The following is a 16,331-nucleotide window of genomic DNA, read 5'->3' on the forward strand; positions in this document are numbered from 1 at the left end:
GAGTAGGCGTGCTCAGGCGCCGAACTCGCGTGATCAGAGACGGATCTCGCGTGTTTGAAGGCGGATCTCGCGTGCCCAGGCGCCGCACACCGTGATCCGCCTTCAACCACGTGAGATCCGCGCTCAAGCACGCGTGATCCGGCTTCAAGCACGCGAGTCACGGCTACGAGCCCGGCATACGACACGCCGCCCCAAGTACATGAAGGCCCCCTTCCTTGCGCTAGGCGCAGTGAAGGGGGCCTTCATGTACTTCCGAGGGTCAGTCGGCCACCGGGGCCAGCTTGCCCGCCTCCCAGGCCGCACGCCGCTCGGCCTGCAGCACCGGGTCCGCGACCGGAGCGGCCGAGAGCAGACGACGGGTGTAGTCCTCGCTCGGCGAGTGCAGCACCTGGTCACGCGTGCCGACCTCGACCAGCTTGCCGTGCTGCATCACCGCGACGCGGTCGGCCAGCAGGTCGACGACGGCGAGGTCGTGGCTGATGAACAGGCAGGCGAACTGCAGCGAGCGCTGCAGGTCCAGGAACAGGTCCAGCACGCGGGCCTGCACCGACACGTCCAGCGCCGAGGTGGGCTCGTCCGCGATCAGCAGCGCCGGGTCGAGCGACAGCGCCCGCGCGATGGCGACACGCTGGCGCTGGCCGCCGGACAGCTCGTGCGGGTACCGGTTGCGGTAGTGGCCGCCGAGCTCGACCTTGTCCAAAAGGGACGCCACGCGCTCGTTCAGGGCCTTGCCCGACAGGAACTTGTGCAGCACCATCGGCTCGGCGATCGACTCGCCGATGGTCATCTTCGGGTCCAGTGTGGACGCCGGGTCCTGGAATACGATCGAGAAGTACCGGCGCAGCGGGCGCAGGTCCTTGTTCGACATGTTCGTGATGTCCTTGCCCGCGATCGACACGGTGCCCGAGGTCGGGGTCAGCAGGCGGATCGCGCAGCGGCCGACGGTCGACTTGCCGGAACCGGATTCGCCGACCAGGCCGACGATCTCGCCCTTGGCGATGCTCAGCGAGACGTCGTCCACCGCGCGGTTCTTCGCCTGGCCGCGGCGGCCCGGGTACTCCAGCACGAGGTTCTTGATCTCGAGCGCGGGCGCGCTCTCCTCGATGACGGCCGCGAGCTCGGAGTCTTCGAGCCGGATCTCCTCGGCGATCTTCGTGGCTTCGTCGCTGTCGGCGGAGATGCCCTCGTCGTCGAGCAGGCGGCGTCCTTCGGGGCGCTGGCCGAGCACGGGCACCGCGGCGAGCAGCTTGCGGGTGTACTCCTGCGAAGGCGAAGCGAACAGGTCGCGCACCGGCGCCTCTTCGACGATGTTGCCCTGGTACATGACGACCACGCGGTCGGCGAGGTCGGCGACGACGCCCATGTCGTGCGTGATCAGCACGATCGCGGTGTTCAGGGTGTCGCGCAGCTTGCGCAGCAGGCCGAGGATCTCCGCCTGCACGGTGACGTCGAGCGCCGTGGTCGGCTCGTCGGCGATGATCACCTTCGGGTCGCACGAGATGGCCATCGCGATGACGACGCGCTGGCGCAGACCGCCCGAGAGCTGGTGCGGGTACTGCTTGAAGCGCAGCGGCGGGTTCGGGATGCCGACCATCTCCAGCAGCTCGATGGCGCGCTTGTCGGCGGCTTCCTTCGAGATGTCCTGGTGCGAACGAAGCGCCTCGCGCAGCTGCCAGCCGACGGTGTAGACCGGGTTCAGCGCGGTCATCGGCTCCTGGAAGATCATCGCGACCTGGTTGCCGCGGATCTTCTGGAGGTCCTTCTCCTTGAGGTCGGCCAGGTTGCGGTCGCCGAGGCGGAGCTCGCCGGCGATCCGGCTGGTCTTCGGGAGCAGCCCGAGCACCGACATCGAGGTCACCGACTTGCCGGAACCGGACTCGCCGACCACCGCGACGATCTCACCCGGCTTGACGTCGAATCCGATGCCCTTGACCGCGTCGACCACGCCGTCGTCGGTCGGGAACGAGACGCTCAGGTCGGAGATGGACAGAACCGAACCCGACACGCCGCCGAGGTCCGACGATGCTGCTTCAGTGCTCACCAAGATGCCCTTCGTGGGGGTACATATGGTCACGACGCAATGCTCGTGACTCGCGCGAGGATAACCGAGAGTCGCCCGACTAAGGTCGGTGCTCGGGCCTTCCGTTCCCGACACCCTATAAAGGAAAGCGCGCCGTGTTCGAATTAGTCTTCAAGCCGTGATCTCCGATCGGCCCAAATTGCTCCTCGTGCACGCCCATCCGGACGACGAGAGCATCACCACCGGTGGCACCATCGCGCGCTACACGTCCGAAGGGGCGGACGTGACCGTTGTCACGTGCACTCTCGGTGAGGAGGGCGAGATCATCCCGCCCTCCCTGGATGGGCTCGGTTCGTGGGCCTCGGATCAGCTCGGCGGCTACCGCGCGGGCGAGCTGGCTTCGGCCTGCGCCGCGCTGGGCGTCACCCGGCACCGTTATCTCGGCGGCATCGGCCGCTGGCGGGATTCCGGGATGGCCGGAACGCCGTCCGCGGCCCATCCGCGCGCGTTCTCCGGCGGCGACCCCGACGAGCAGGCGGCCCAGCTCGCGGAGATCCTGGACGAGGTCCGCCCCCAGGTCGTCGTCACTTATGACGCTTTCGGGGGTTATGGGCACCCCGACCACATCCGCGCGCACGAGATCACGATGGCCGCGGCGCCGAAGGCCGCGTCGGTCGAGCGTGTCTTCCACACTGTTTCTTCCCGCGACGCCGTCACGGCCGGGCTCGCCGCGCTGCGCGGACGCTCGGCGTTCCGGGTCCCGGACGACGGCGAACTGCCGGTGACGCCGGACGAGACCATCACGACCGTCCTCGACGTCGGCGCGCACATCCCGGCCAAGGCCGCCGCGCTGCGGGCGCACGAGACCCAGGTCAGCGTGCCCGCCCCGCCGCATCTCGCGGACCACTTCGCGCTGAGCAACGACGTCGCGCAGCCGATCACCACGGACGAGTACTTCGTGCTCGCCCACGGGCCGGCCGAGGGCGCCGGGGCCGATCTGTTCGGGGGACTCGCGAGGTGACCGCGCCGCCGCTCACCTCGCGGCAGCGTCTGCTGCTGGTCCTGCTGTGCTTCGACGCGCTCTTGCTCGGGCTTCTCGAACTGTTCTTCCTGCCGCTCCGGCTCGACGGGATCGTGCTGCCGAAGCTCGGTGACTTCCCCATGCCGGTGACCGTGGTGCTCGCGGTGATCACGACACCGCTGCTGGTGCGGACGACCGCGAAAGTGGTGCGGCCCTCCTTTTCGGTGATTCCGCTGCTCGTCTGGGTACTCGTCGTACTGGGGATGGGTGTGACCGGCCCCGGCAATGATCTGGTGCTGATACAGGACTGGCGGGCGCTGCTGCTGATCGGCGGCGGGGCCTTGCCGGGAGCGCTGGCGCTGGGCGGTGGTCTCGGCATGGCGGCGAAAGCCGCGAAGGGAGACAGCGGTGGGTGAAGCGATTTCGGACCGTCAGGTCGTGGCGGTGCTGCGGCCGTTCGTCCGCGCCTGCGGGCCGATGGTCGACGCGCTGCGGGACGCGGATCCGTTCGGCCTCCAGGCCAGGGGACGCCGTCACGAGGACTTGGACGACGTCGAGCCGGGGCTGAAGGACAAGCTGCTCGACGGGATCACCTCGGTCAAGGTGCCCGGCACCGCCGCCTGGGCGGAGATGTCGAACTACCAGCGGACCCATTGGTGGGTGAACCGGGTCGGCCGGGTCACCGCGCTGGTCACCGCGATCCCCGGGATCGGCGGCGCGCTCGCCGACCGGCTGCCCGTGCAGGACGCGCTCGGCTCGGCCGCGCAAGGGGTGCTGCTGTGCGCGATCGCGGGGGAGTACGGCGTGACCGACGTCGGCGCCCGGGTCCGGCTGATCGCTTGGGTGCTCTTCGAACGCGACATCGACCCGGTGATGGCCGCGGGCAAACACGCCGAACATGACAAGGCCGCCGAAGACGACGAAGCGGCGAAGCTCACCGAAGAACTCGAAGACGCGAAGAAGAAGCACGGCAAGGTCACCCTGAAGGCCGCCGCGGGCACGCTGTGGCGGCTCGGCAGGGGGCTGCTGGGCATCGTCGAGGAATTGGAGAAGCGGCCGCGCGGCAGGCTTTTCCACCGGGCGCTCGGGAAACTGCCGGTGGTCGGCATGGCAGGCGACTACCTCGGCGAGCGGTCCGGCCTCAAACGCGTCTGGAAACGGGCGCACGAGTGGTTCACCGCACACCCGGAGGGCGAGCTCACTTCCAGAACATGAACGCGTCCTGTCCGTACATGGCGGCGAGTTTGAATCCTCCGACGGTGTCGAAGATCGCGTAGGACACGTCCCAGAGCAACGGGCTGGCCCCCGGCACGGCGAACAGGATGGCGAACAGGATGAGCGGCGCCCACGGCCGGGCCTTCGCGCCGAACTCCCGCGCCCCGGGCGAAAGGTACGGCTCGATCGCGCCCCAGCCGTCGAGCCCGGGGATCGGCAGGATGTTCAAGAGGAACGTGACGATCTGAAGCAGGGCCAGGAACGAGAGCCCGATCACGAGCCCGTTCGTCATCGGCACCAGCGCGACGACGAGCGTCAGCGCGACGCCGACGCCGAGGTTGCTCAGCGGTCCGGCGAGCGACACCCACGACTGGACACCGCGTGAGCGCAGGCGCCCGTGTTCGATCCACACCGCGCCACCCGGCAGCGGGATGCCGCCGATGATGAGGAATACCAACGGCAGGACGATGGACAGCACCGGATCCGTGTATTTCCGGACGTCCATGGACAGGTAACCCTTGTGGGCGACACTGTGGTCGCCGCCGCGGAACGCCACCACCGCGTGGCCGAACTCGTGCAGCGTCAGGGACGCGACCCAGCCGCCCGCGACGAGCAGGACGACGCCGGTGATGATCAGCGGGTCGTACTTCTGGCTGTAAATCGTGGTCGCGTCACCGAAAGCCGCGAGGACACCGCCCAGGACGGTGACCGCGAGGATGCCGAGGAAGATCGGACTGGGCCGCACTGCTGATCTCTGCACCCCACCAGTCTTCCGTATGCCCGATGTGAAGTCTTCGGCGTGTCCCCTTGCGCGATCGAGCCCGAGTATCCCCCGAACTCGCTACTCCGCTTGACCTGACCGCACTACACGGGTGTAATCACAGTGATGTCATTCGTCGCTGGAAGGGGGCGGCGAGTGGTGTTTCAACACCGCCAGCCTGGGGAGTGCGTGGACAGCGAGGAGGCGGACGTGCGGTTGGAAGCAGATGGAAGGGAATGGGGGCAAGTCGTGGGTTGGGGTGAGGTCCCGGAGCAGCAACTGGGCGATCTCACCGAGCTTTTCGACGATGCCTCCGCGGAAGAGCAGGACTGGCAGGAACGGGCCCTCTGCGCGCAGACGGACCCGGAGGCGTTCTTCCCCGAGAAGGGCGGCTCCACCCGTGAAGCCAAGCGGATCTGCCTCGGTTGCGAGGTCAAGGACGAGTGCCTCGAGTACGCCCTCGCGCATGACGAGCGGTTCGGTATTTGGGGCGGGCTCTCCGAACGTGAGCGTAGGAAACTGAAAAAGCGAGCTGTGTGACGGCGATCTCCGGCACCCCCAGTGCGCCGGAGATCGCTTCCAGCCGTTCTCACGGTCCTGTTCCATACAGTGGGGCCACCAACGGGTGACAGGGTCGCGTCGTAGGGTGGCGGCACTCGACTTCGCCGCCACCTCTGGAGTGCCCGTTGTCTCGCACTGCCGCGTCACCTGTGCCGCGCACGGCCCCCGTTCTGGCCATTGTGGTCTGTCACGACGGCGAGAACTGGTTGCCACTGGCGCTTTCCGCGCTGCGGCGCAGCGGTGTCCGGCCGCGACACGTGCTGGCCGTCGACACCGGATCCACCGACCGGACGGCGAAGATCCTCGCCGACGCGGCGGCTCCCGAAGGCGTCGCCGGCGAAGCCCCGGTCCTTGACGGAATTCTCACGCTTTCGAGTGATGTCGGCTTCGGTGCCGCCGTCGCTGAGGCCGTCGAGTACGCCGTCGACCGCTGGGGTGATCCCGGCGGCTGGCTCTGGCTGCTGCACGACGACTGCGCGCCGGAACCCGATTGTCTCGAAAACCTGTTGGCAGCGGCGGAAAACGAGTCCGCGGCGACGGTGCTCGGTCCGCTCGCGGTGGACTGGAGCGATCCGCGGCTCATCGTCGAAGCCGGGTTGTCGACCGACGCCATCGGCCACCGGCAGCAGATCTCGCCGGAGGAGAGCGACACCGCGGTACTGGCCGTGCCGAGCGCGGGATCGCTGGTGCGGCGGGAGGTCTGGCACGACCTCGGCGGCTACGACCCCGGATTTCCCTTGCTGCGCGAGGATCTCGACTTCGGCTGGCGCGCCAACGCCGCGGGCGGGCGAGTGCTCTCCGTGCCGTCGGCCCGGCTCCGGCACGCCCGCGCGCTCAGCACCGGGCAGCGGGATCCGGCCGCCCTCGCCCTTTCCCTCGCGACGGCGAACCGCGCGCACGGGCTCCGGGTGTTCCTCGTCAATTGCTCCCCACTGTCCTTTTGGTTCGGACTTTTTCGAATCCCGGTCTTCGCGGTGCTGCGGGCGCTCGCGTTCCTGCTGCTGCGGCGCACCGGTGAGGCGGGCGCGGAACTCGCGGCGACCTGGTACCTGCTGCGCGGTCACGCCGGGTTGCGCGCGGCTCGCGCCGAACGCCGGGAGACCGGCCGGCCGGGTGACGTCCGCGGGTTGTTCACCGGACGGCTGACGCGGGTGCGCAACGCGGTCCGCGCCGGCGTCGTCGGTCTCGTCCGGCGTGGTGTCGAACGGGACTTCGCCCTCGGGACCGTGCCGGAGGGCGCGGATCAGGAAGGGGCCTGGATCCCGCCGGAGGCGTTGAAGGCCGGGCAAGATCGTCCTGTCGGTCCCGGCGCGCTGCCCGCCGGGGCGATGCGCGGGGTCGGCTCGCGGGGGACGGGGCTGAGGCGGCCCAGCGCGGTCGTCGCTGTCGCGGTCCCCGAGAAACCCGCCGTGAGCGGGCCGAAACCTTCGCCGGTGCCGCGGGACGGCGGACGCCCGCCGGAGCCGGAACTCGTGTTCGTCGAGGTCGACCGGAAGCGGGTGCTCGCCGCGACCGTGTTCGCCCCGCCGGTGATCATGCTCGTCGTCCTGACGGCGCTCGCTTTCGCGGTCAACGGTTCCCGGCTCGGGCTGGATCTCTTCGGCGGGAAGCTGCTGCCCGTCGGCGGGCTCGGCGAGATCTGGGCGTCGTATCTCGCGCCGTGGCACGCGATCGCGGGCGGGACGGCGAGTCCCGCGCCCGCGACGCTGCCGGTGCTGGGCACCCTCGGCGCGATCTTCGCCCCGATCGGCGGGCCCGCGACGCTGGTCGCGATCCTGCTGATCGGCGACATCCCGCTCGCCGCCCTGAGCGCGTACGCGGCCACTCGACGGCTTCGCGTGCGTCGCTGGGTTCGCGCCGTCGTCGCGGCGGGGTACGGCGTGCTCCCGGCGGCCACCGCTTCGGTCGCGCAGGGTCGGCTCGACGTCGTCGTCGTGCACCTGCTGCTTCCGCCGGTGATCGCGGGCATCGTGGGCCTGCTGGTCCGCGCGGACTCGCGGTGGCTGCACGTTTCGGCGCTGAGCGCGATCGGGCTGGCGCTGATCGGCGCCTTCTCTCCGCTGGCGCACGCGCTGGCCGTGGTCGGCCTGGTGATCGGGTTCGTGGTGCTGCCTTCGCCGACCGGGCTCGCGCGGCGGATCGCGTCGGTCGGGATCGTGGTCTTCCTGCCGCTGGCGCTGCTGCTGCCGTGGCCGAGTGTGCTGCTGCGGCATCCGGAACTGTTGCTGCACGGGCTCGGAGGTGGTGCCACTGCGGCGTCCGGCGCCGATCTCGCCGGGCTGGATCCGGGCGGTCCCGGCGCTTGGCCGATCGGGGTGGCGCTGGTCGCGGCCGCGATCGTCGCGCTGGTGGTGCGGCCGACGAAGGGCGCGGGCGGCGGGGTCGCGGTCGTCGTGCTGGGTGTGCTCGGGCTCGTGGCGGTGCGGTTCGTGGCGGTGACGCCGATGTCGGGCGGCGCGCACGCGACCGGGTACGCCGGGGTGCCGCTGCTGGTGATCGGCGCCGGGCTGCTGTGGACGGTGCTGGCGACCTGGCAGCGCGGCGGGAGCGGAGTGGATCCGGCGCCGTGGCTGACGAAGGTCACGGCCGTGGCCGGGGTGCTCGTGCTGCTGGCGCTGGCGACCGGAGCGGTCGTCGCCGGACGGGAGGGCCCGCTGCGGTCGGGTGGGCGTCCGTCGCTGGCTCCGGAGATCTCGGCGGAACTGGCCGCGACCGGACGCTCGGTGCTGGTGGTGGGCTCTTCGGCCGAGCCGGTGCGGCAGACCGGCGGGCGGTTGCCGTTCTACGGCGACGACGAACTCGCGCCGACGCCCGGCAGCGCCGATCGGCTGGCCTCGTGGCGCCGGGACCTGCTTCAGGGCTCGCCGGACGCGGTCAAGCAGGCCTTCGCGGCGGCTTTGGCTTCGGGGGCGCTGTACGTCGTGCTGCCCAGCGGTGCCGATGGCGGCGCTTTCGTCGAACTCGCGCGTGATCTGGTCGGCCCGGCGGCGCCGACCTCCGACGGGCGGCCGGTGCTCCGCTTGCTGCCCGCGGGTGGGCAGGTGGCGCTGATCTCTCCGGAACTTTCGCAGGCGGCCGTGACCGGGAAAGGCGCGCCGGGGGCGTCGCCCGGGGTGGCGCCGGTGCAGGCCGGGCTGCCGGACGTGCGGGTGCGTGTCTCGGAGGGGCCGACCGGGCGGCTGCTCGTGCTGGCGGCGGAGTTCGAGGCGGGCTGGCAGGCGAGCGTCGACGGGAAGGCCGTGCCGATCGTGCGGGCCTGGGGGCATCAGGTGGCCGTCTCGGTGCCGCCCGCGCCTTCGGAGGTGGTGGTGGAGCACCAGGGGACGACGCGGAACCTGTTGCTGCTGGCTCAGGTGGCCGCGGTGCTTTTCACGCTGCTGACCGCTGTGCCTACGCGGCGGCGGTCTTCGCTCTCCTGAGCGCTTCGGCTTGGGACCTTCGCCACGCGTGCGCTTGGCCGCCTGCCTCACTTGAGCTGCTTGCCCCGAGCGCCACGCAAGAGACGTTGAGCGTCCCTTGCGTGGCGCTCGGGACTTCCGGTCTCTGCCGGGGTGTTCCCAATGTCGCATTTGGGTCGCTCAGCGTCTCAAATGCGACATTGGGAACCCTGGCCGAGCACAGTCACTCCCCCGCGGCCGTGGGCGGGCGGCGCGCCTGCCAGATCAGCGCGTCACGCAACTGCTGGATGAGCTGCTCGTCGTCGGCCTCCGACGGATCGCCCCCGAGCGGGATCCAGCGTTCGCCGACCTCGACCCCGTTCTCGAAACTGGTGATGACGATCCCCGCGTAGGAGACGGACTCTTCCGCGGTGTCACTTTGGATCCGGACGTCACGATGCTGCAACCGGACACTGACCCACCGCCCGACGCGGCGAACCGGATCGCGTTCAGCACTGGTCATTCGTCCCTACCCATGGCACCCGGTCCCCCCGCCCCGAACGTCGGTTCGAAGCCTCTCGGAGTTACCTGCGGGTCGTTCCGAATGAGTAACGGCAGGCGACGGACTGAAACAGTTACGCTCGGACCGTGAACACCGATCCGGAGACACCCGTTCGCTGAGCCCCACAGCCGGGTCGGCTGGGCGGTAACCTGCGAAATCGTGGATCTCCTTCCCTTCGGTGAGTACGCGGCCTCCCTCAACCGGAAACGCACCGCTGCCGGAGTGCTGCTCCGCGACGACCGGTCGCGAATAGTGCTGGTGGAGACCACGTACAAACCCGAATGGGAGATCCCAGGCGGCGCGGTAGAGGCCGAGGAAGCTCCGTGGGCGACAGCGGCACGCGAACTCCACGAAGAGCTGGGGATCACCCGCACCCTCGGTGCGTTACTGGTCATCGACCACATCCCCACGCGAGGGGTCATGCCGGAGGGATTGGCGTTCGTCTTCGACGGCGGCTTGATCACCGAACGGGAAGTGCACGGCATCCAGTCCACCGATCCCGAGATCGAATCGGTCGGGCTGTACTCACTGGCCGAGGCCGAACGTCTGTTGAAACCGGCTCTCCATGACCGGATCAGCGCCGCATTGCGCGCGGTGCACAGCGGCGAGACGGTGTTCCGCGAGTCAGGTCGCCCGCCTGGGATCGACACTGAAACAGTTACGCTCGGACCGTGAACACCGATCCGGAGACACCCGTTCTCTCAGGTCGGCGCCGCCTCGAACCGGCGGCCCGGCGCGCCGAGATCCTGGCGGCGGCCCGGCGGCTGTTCGGCGAGGGCACCTACGCCTCGGTTTCGACCTCGGAAATCGCGAAGGCGGCCGGGGTGGCGAGGCCGCTGATCAACCACTACTTCGGCGGCAAGCGCGAGCTGTACCTGGAAGTCGTCCGGCAGATGATGATCGTCCCGGCGCCGGTGATCGAGAACCTCCCCGACACGACCGCCGAGGAGCGGCTCGCCATCAGCGTCCGGCACTGGATCGAGGTCGTCGAGCGCAACGAACAGGCGTGGCTGACGGCGATCGGGCCGGAGGCCGTCGGCCGTGACCCGGACATCGAGCGGATCATGTTGGAGGGTGACGAGATCGCCGCCGACAGGGTGCTCGCGGCCGCGTTGATGAGTGACGTCACGGAGGGTCGCGAAGAGCTCCGCGCGATGATCCGGTCGTACGGTGGGATGCTGCGCGCCGCGTCACGCGAATGGCTGGTCCGCGGCACGCTCGGCCGGGACGAGCTGCGGGTCTTCCTCACCGATTCGATCCTGCACCTGCTGCGGGTCACCTACCCGGCCGTGCTCGCAACGCGTTCCGCCGGGCGTAAGCCGCCGGCGTCATCCCCTTCCAGCGCTTGAAGGCGTAGATGAAACTCGACGCCTCGGCGTAGCCCAGCCGCAGCGCGACGTCCTCGACGCTGAGCGCGCCGGTGTCCAGCATCTCCTCGGCGAGGGCCTGGCGGACCTCGTCCAGCAGCGCGCGGTAGCCGGTCCCGGCCTCGAACAGCCGCCGTCGCAGCGTGCGCGGGCTGAGGGCGAGCCGCCGCGCGACCTCCTCCATCCCGGCGTCGACCCCGCCGAGGCGCACCAGCCGCTCCCGGACCTGCTGGGCGATCCCGGATCGCTCGCGTTTCCGCGACACCAGCAGATCGCATTGCGCGGCGCAGACCGCGACGGTCTGATCGTTGGCCTGCGGCAGGGGCTTGTCGAGGAACAGCGGATCCAGGGTCGCGACCTGTGACGACGCCGAGAACGACGGCGCGAGCCCGAATGTCCGCACGTATTCGTCCACAGTGGAGGGTTTGTCGTGCCGGAAAGCCAGCGAGCGCAGGGAGATTTCCGGCAGGATGTCGCGCATGACGGTGTGGATGGCGCCGAGGTCGCGTAGCACCAGGAAACGGGCGACGTCGCCCGGCACGCGGCTGTCGTCCATGGTCAGCGCGAGCCGCCCGGCTTCGACGGTCACGTGCGGGATGCAGAACGTGAAACTCAGGTCCAGGTACCGCAGGGCGAACCGCATCGCGTCGCCCAGCGTCGGGCTGCTGATGCACGCGAAGCCGAAGATGCCGAAGGCGCTGACGCGGTATCGCCTGCTCAGCCGCAGCGCGACGTCGTCCCCGCCGCCGAGCCCGCGCACCAGGCTCCGGACCACCGCCAGCTCCTGGCGCGCGTCGACCTGGCCGTCGATCGGGGCGTGCTCGTAGGACTCCAATCCCGCGACGCCGTTCTCGGCGGCGAAGCGGGCCATGAGCACGATGCTCGCCGTCCCGCGCGGGTAGTCCCAGTCGCGGATCACCGGCGGCGGTAGTTCCATGGCCGGGATTATGGATCCCCGGGCAACGATCGGCGCATTGAGGACCATAACTGTCCTTGATCCTGATTAGGGTGAGCGGCATGTCCGACACGTTGAGCAGGCGCGCGCTGAACCGCGCCATGCTGGACCGGCAACTGCTGCTCCGGCGTTCGAAGATGACCGCGCTCGAAGCGGTCGAGCATCTCGCCGGGTTGCAGGCGCAGGCGCCGAACCCGCCGTACTTCGCGCTGTGGACGCGGCTGCACGGCTTCAGCCAGGAAGACCTGGCGAGCCTGCTGCTGGACAAGAGTGTCGTGCGGATCGCGCTCATGCGCGGCACGGTGCACCTGGTGACGCCGTCCGACGCGCTGGCGTGGCGGCCGATCGTGCAGCCCCTCTACGACCGCTCGGTGCTCGGCAACACCCAGTTCGGCCCCGACATCAAGGATCTCGACCACCAGGAGATCGCCCGCACCGCCCGCAAACTGCTCGGCGAACGGCCGCTCTCGTCCGCCGGGCTCGGCGCCGAACTCGCGAAGCACTGGGAGGGCGTGGCGCCGTCGTCGCTGGTGCACGTCGCGCGGGCGCTGCTGCCGCTGGTGCAGATCCCGCCGCGCGGTGTCTGGGGCAAGTCGGGGCAGCCGACGTATCAGACCACCGGGGACTGGCTCGGCGCCGAACCGGACGAGTCGCTGTCACCCGAAGCGATGTTCCGGCGCTATCTGGCCGCGTTCGGGCCGGCCAGTGTGCAGGACGCGCAGGCGTGGGCCGGGATCACGAAGCTCGGTGAGGTCGCCGAGCGGCTGCGGCCGGAACTGCGGACGTTCCGTGACGAGAACGGCCGCGAACTCTTCGACCTGCCCGATGTCCCTCGCCCGGATCCGGACACGCCCGCGCCGGCCCGGCTGCTGGGGCCGTTCGACCAGACCGTCCTGTCCTACGCCGACCGCACGCGGGTGATCAGCGACGAGTACCGCAAGACCGTCATCACGCAGAACGGCCTGGTCAAGGGCACCATCCTGGTCGACGGGTCGGTGAAGGGCTTCTGGGAGATCAAGTCGGTGAAGAAGGCAGCTTCGGTGGTGATCACCCCCTTCGAGCGCGTCCCGAAGCGGGATCTGGACACCCTCGAAAGCTCCGCGTACCGCCTCCTGGCCTGGGCCCACCCGAAGGCCGAGAGCCACTCGGTGCAATTAGTCCTCTGAATGCGGTAGTTGACAACGCGAACTACCGCATTCAGAGGACGAAACGCGGGAGGGGCGTGGCCGGAAATCTCGATTAGGTGGCCGGGCGTGTACTTCCACCAGGGGCGACGGCTGCGTAGCTTCGATCGGCATGGGCAAGACGAGCGTGCTGATCGTAGGGACGGGCTTCGGCGGAGTCGGGATGGCGATCGAGCTCAAACGGGCCGGGTTCGACGACTTCACCATCTTGGAGAGCGCCTCCGAACCCGGCGGCGTCTGGCGGGAGAACACGTACCCCGGCGCGGGCTGCGACATCCCGTCGCCGCTGTACTCGTTCTCCTACGAGCCCAATCCCGACTGGCCGAAGCGCTTCTCGCTGCAACCGGATATCCACGACTACCTCAAACGCGTGGTGCGCCGCTACGGTCTCGAACCGCACATCCGCTTCGACACCCGCGTCACCGGCGCGGCCTTCGACGAGGAACGCGGGCTCTGGCGGGTCGAGACCGCGAGCGGCGAGACATTCGAAGCGAACGTCTTCATCCCCGCCGTCGGCCAGCTCTCGCGACCGGTCCAGCCGGACATTCCCGGTCAGGAATCCTTCGAGGGCACCAGTTTCCACTCCGCCCGCTGGGATCACGACGTCGACCTGCGCGGCAAGAAGGTCGCGGTGATCGGCACCGGCGCGAGCGCGATCCAGTTCGTGCCCGAACTCCAGCGCCAGGCGGGCGAGCTGACGGTGTTCCAGCGGACCGCGCCGTACATCATGGCCAAACGGGACACCCACTACCGGCGCTGGCAGCAGCGGCTGTTCCGGCACCTCCCGGCCACGCAACTGCTCGGCAGGCTCCGGATCTTCCTCCTCGCCGAGTACGCGACCTACGCGATGACCAAACATCCCCTGCTGGCCAAGGTCTTCGAACTACGGACGGCCCAGCTGCGCCGCCGTCACATCAAGGACCGGGCGCTGCGCGAGAAACTCACCCCGGACTACCCGCTGGGCTGCAAGCGGATCCTGTTCACCAACGACTACCTGCCCGCGATCGCGCAGCACAACGTCGCCGTGGAGACCCGGCGCATCAGCGCGATCACGCCGTCCGGAGTACTCACCGAAGACGGTGTCGAGCACGAGGCCGACGTCATCGTCTACGGGACCGGATTCGCGGCCAAGGACTTCCTCGGCGAGATCGAGGTGGAGGGTCTCGGCGGCAGGTCGCTGTCCGACGCGTGGAAGGGCGGCGCGCGGGCGTACCTCGGCATGACCGTGCCGGGGTTCCCGAACCTGTTCTGCGTCTACGGGCCCAACACGAACCTCGGCGCGGGCTCCATCATCTACATGATCGAACGGCAGGCCCGCTACATCCGCCAGGCCGTCGAGCACCTGAGCCGCCCCGAAGTGTCCTATATGGACGTCGTCCCCGAGGTCGAGCAGCGCTACGACGAGGAAGTCCAGCGTCGGCTCGGCCGCAGTGTCTGGGCGGCCTGCGCCAGCTGGTACCGGCAAGAGAACGGCCGGGTGAGCACGAACTGGCCGGGTCTGGTGATCGAGTACGACCGTCGGACGAAGACGCTCGACCTCGGCGACTACCGGACGGCGGGACCGCGATGAACTACGACGTGCTGGTGATCGGCTCGGGTTTCGGCGGCAGCGTGACCGCGTTGCGGCTCACCGAGAAGGGGTACCGCGTCGGTGTGCTGGAGACCGGCCGCCGGTTCGCGGACGACGAGTTCGCGAAGACCTCGTGGCGGCTGCGGAAGTACCTGTGGGCCCCGAAACTGGGCTGCTACGGCATCCAGCGACTGACCCTGCTGAAGAACACCTTCGTGTTGAGCGGCGCGGGCGTCGGCGGCGGTTCGCTCGTGTACGCGAACACGCTCTACGAACCCCCGGACACCTTCTACGAAGACCCGCAATGGGCCCACATCACCGACTGGAAAGCCGAGCTCGCCCCGCATTACGACCAGGCGAAGCGGATGCTGGGCGTGACGGAAAACCCGCTGGTCACCCCGGCCGACAAGGTACTGCGCGACGTCGCCGAGGACATGGGCATCGCGGACACCTACCGGCCGACCCCGGTCGGCGTGTACTTCGGGAAGCGTGACGTCGACCCGTTCTTCGGTGGCGAGGGCCCACGACGGAATCCGTGCACGCACTGCGGCGAGTGCATGACCGGCTGCCGTGTCGGCGCGAAGAACACGACCGTCAAGAACTACCTGTACCTGGCCGAGAAAGCGGGCGCGGAGGTCCATCCGCTGACCACCGTGGTGTCGGTGCGGCCGATCGACGGCGGGTACGCAATCGACACCGTCCGGACCGGACGCTGGGCCCGCCGGACCTTCACCGCCGAGCAGGTCGTGTTCGCGGCCGCTTCCCTGGGCACCCAACGGCTTCTGCACTCGTCGAAGGACTCCGGAACGCTGCCGGGGCTGTCGCCGCGCCTGGGTCTGCTCGCCAGGACGAACTCCGAGGCCGTGCTCGCCGCGCGGTCGCTGCGGAGGGACACGGACTTCACCCGCGGCGTCGCGATCACGTCGTCGATCCATCCCGACGCCGTCACGCACGTCGAACCGGTGCGCTACGGCAAGGGCAGCAACTTCATGGGCCTGCTGACGACGGTGCTCGTCGACGCCGAACCGGGCAAGCGCCGGTGGGCGCTCGGCGTGCGCGAGCTGTGGCGGAACCGGCGGAACCTCGTGCGGCTGCACAACCCGCGGCGCTGGTCGGAGCGGATGGTCGGGCTGCTGGTGATGCAGACGCTGAACAATTCCGTGACCACGTACACGAAACGCGGGCCCTTCGGCCGCCGGATGACCACGAAACAGGGCATCGGCGACCCGAACCCCGAGTGGATCCCGGCCGGGCACGAGGTCACCCGGCGGGTGGCGGACAAGATCGGCGGGCTCGCGCAGGGCGCGTGGACGGATCTGGCGAACATCCCCATCACCGGGCATTTCATCGGCGGGTGCGCGATCGGCGAGAGCGCCGAGACCGGCGTCGTCGACCCGTATCAGCGGGTGCACGGCTACCCGGGGCTGCACATCGCCGACGGGTCGGCGATCTCGGCGAACCTCGGGGTGAACCCGTCGCTGACCATCACCGCACAGGCGGAACGCGCGATGTCGTTGTGGCCCAACAAAGGTGAGGCGGACCCGCGGCCGCCGCTCGGCTCCCCTTACCGGCGGCTGTCCCCCGTCGCTCCGCTGAAGCCCGTCGTGCCCCCGGAGGCCCCGGCCGCCCTCCGCCTGCCGCTCACGCCCCTCTGACCCGCATGCGTTTCGTCCTCTGGATGCGGTAGTTCGCCCTGCCAACTACCGCATCCAGAGGACGAAATGCGTGAAATGGAAAGG

At 69.4% G+C, this 16,331-nt stretch carries 14 protein-coding genes; 10 read left to right on the forward strand and 4 right to left on the reverse strand.

What is annotated here, in order from left to right:
- Positions 1 to 259: 259 nt before the first annotated feature.
- Entirely contained in the window at positions 260 to 2,041 is a 1,782-nt protein-coding gene (locus ACFWMR_RS11715; protein ID WP_378378332.1) for an ABC transporter ATP-binding protein, read from the reverse strand.
- Between the two features lie 157 nt (positions 2,042 to 2,198).
- Here ACFWMR_RS11715 and mshB point away from each other — a divergent pair, with 157 nt between their 5' ends.
- From mshB to ACFWMR_RS11730, 3 genes are read left to right on the forward strand one after another with little or no spacing between them, the layout of a single operon-like run.
- Entirely contained in the window at positions 2,199 to 3,041 is an 843-nt protein-coding gene (gene mshB, locus ACFWMR_RS11720) for an N-acetyl-1-D-myo-inositol-2-amino-2-deoxy-alpha-D-glucopyranoside deacetylase (protein ID WP_378378333.1), read from the forward strand.
- Complete coding sequence (locus tag ACFWMR_RS11725) at positions 3,038 to 3,457, forward strand: hypothetical protein (RefSeq protein ID WP_378378334.1); 420 nt, start codon at positions 3,038 to 3,040, stop codon at positions 3,455 to 3,457. Before mshB ends, ACFWMR_RS11725 begins: the two co-directional genes overlap by 4 nt.
- Positions 3,450 to 4,256: a hypothetical protein gene (locus ACFWMR_RS11730; RefSeq protein ID WP_093936645.1), complete on the forward strand. Its 807-nt coding sequence runs from the start codon at positions 3,450 to 3,452 to the stop codon at positions 4,254 to 4,256. The genes ACFWMR_RS11725 and ACFWMR_RS11730 overlap by 8 nt, the downstream gene beginning before the upstream one ends.
- Here ACFWMR_RS11730 and ACFWMR_RS11735 read toward each other — a convergent pair.
- Positions 4,240 to 5,001 (reverse strand): site-2 protease family protein, encoded by a 762-nt coding sequence (locus tag ACFWMR_RS11735; RefSeq protein ID WP_093936646.1) that lies wholly within the window; start codon positions 4,999 to 5,001, stop codon positions 4,240 to 4,242. The genes ACFWMR_RS11730 and ACFWMR_RS11735 overlap by 17 nt on opposite strands.
- 225 nt (positions 5,002 to 5,226) lie before the next feature.
- Between ACFWMR_RS11735 and ACFWMR_RS11740 the strand changes: the two genes are divergently transcribed.
- Both ACFWMR_RS11740 and ACFWMR_RS11745 read left to right on the forward strand, forming a co-directional pair.
- Positions 5,227 to 5,556, forward strand: a complete 330-nt coding sequence (locus tag ACFWMR_RS11740) for a WhiB family transcriptional regulator (protein ID WP_026466954.1) — start codon at positions 5,227 to 5,229, stop codon at positions 5,554 to 5,556.
- A gap of 146 nt (positions 5,557 to 5,702) precedes the next feature.
- Positions 5,703 to 8,996, forward strand: a complete 3,294-nt coding sequence (locus ACFWMR_RS11745) for a glycosyltransferase (RefSeq protein WP_378378335.1) — start codon at positions 5,703 to 5,705, stop codon at positions 8,994 to 8,996.
- A 202-nt stretch (positions 8,997 to 9,198) separates the two neighbouring features.
- On the opposite strand, the gene ACFWMR_RS11750 is transcribed toward ACFWMR_RS11745, so the two are convergent.
- Positions 9,199 to 9,477 (reverse strand): hypothetical protein, encoded by a 279-nt coding sequence (locus ACFWMR_RS11750; RefSeq protein ID WP_093933699.1) that lies wholly within the window; start codon positions 9,475 to 9,477, stop codon positions 9,199 to 9,201.
- 198 nt (positions 9,478 to 9,675) lie between these two features.
- Here ACFWMR_RS11750 and ACFWMR_RS11755 point away from each other — a divergent pair, with 198 nt between their 5' ends.
- Together ACFWMR_RS11755 and ACFWMR_RS11760 are read left to right on the forward strand one after the other, a co-directional pair.
- Positions 9,676 to 10,191: an NUDIX domain-containing protein gene (locus ACFWMR_RS11755; RefSeq protein ID WP_378378336.1), complete on the forward strand. Its 516-nt coding sequence runs from the start codon at positions 9,676 to 9,678 to the stop codon at positions 10,189 to 10,191.
- Positions 10,188 to 10,865 (forward strand): TetR/AcrR family transcriptional regulator, encoded by a 678-nt coding sequence (locus tag ACFWMR_RS11760; protein WP_093933700.1) that lies wholly within the window; start codon positions 10,188 to 10,190, stop codon positions 10,863 to 10,865. The genes ACFWMR_RS11755 and ACFWMR_RS11760 overlap by 4 nt, the downstream gene beginning before the upstream one ends.
- Here the strand turns inward: ACFWMR_RS11760 and ACFWMR_RS11765 are convergent.
- Positions 10,792 to 11,820, reverse strand: coding sequence for an AraC family transcriptional regulator (locus ACFWMR_RS11765; protein ID WP_093933701.1), 1,029 nt, complete (start codon positions 11,818 to 11,820; stop codon positions 10,792 to 10,794). The genes ACFWMR_RS11760 and ACFWMR_RS11765 overlap by 74 nt on opposite strands.
- An 80-nt stretch (positions 11,821 to 11,900) precedes the next feature.
- On the opposite strand from ACFWMR_RS11765, the gene ACFWMR_RS11770 reads away from it, so the two are divergent.
- From ACFWMR_RS11770 to ACFWMR_RS11780, 3 genes are all read left to right on the forward strand, one after another.
- Complete coding sequence (locus ACFWMR_RS11770) at positions 11,901 to 13,004, forward strand: winged helix DNA-binding domain-containing protein (protein WP_378378337.1); 1,104 nt, start codon at positions 11,901 to 11,903, stop codon at positions 13,002 to 13,004.
- Positions 13,005 to 13,134: 130 nt separating this feature from the next.
- Positions 13,135 to 14,592: a flavin-containing monooxygenase gene (locus tag ACFWMR_RS11775; RefSeq protein ID WP_378378338.1), complete on the forward strand. Its 1,458-nt coding sequence runs from the start codon at positions 13,135 to 13,137 to the stop codon at positions 14,590 to 14,592.
- Positions 14,589 to 16,247, forward strand: a complete 1,659-nt coding sequence (locus ACFWMR_RS11780; RefSeq protein WP_378378339.1) for a GMC oxidoreductase — start codon at positions 14,589 to 14,591, stop codon at positions 16,245 to 16,247. The genes ACFWMR_RS11775 and ACFWMR_RS11780 overlap by 4 nt, the downstream gene beginning before the upstream one ends.
- Positions 16,248 to 16,331: the final 84 nt, after the last annotated feature.

Origin of the sequence: Amycolatopsis thailandensis (assembly GCF_042723255.1) — a bacterium.
Taxonomy (GTDB): domain Bacteria; phylum Actinomycetota; class Actinomycetes; order Mycobacteriales; family Pseudonocardiaceae; genus Amycolatopsis; species Amycolatopsis thailandensis.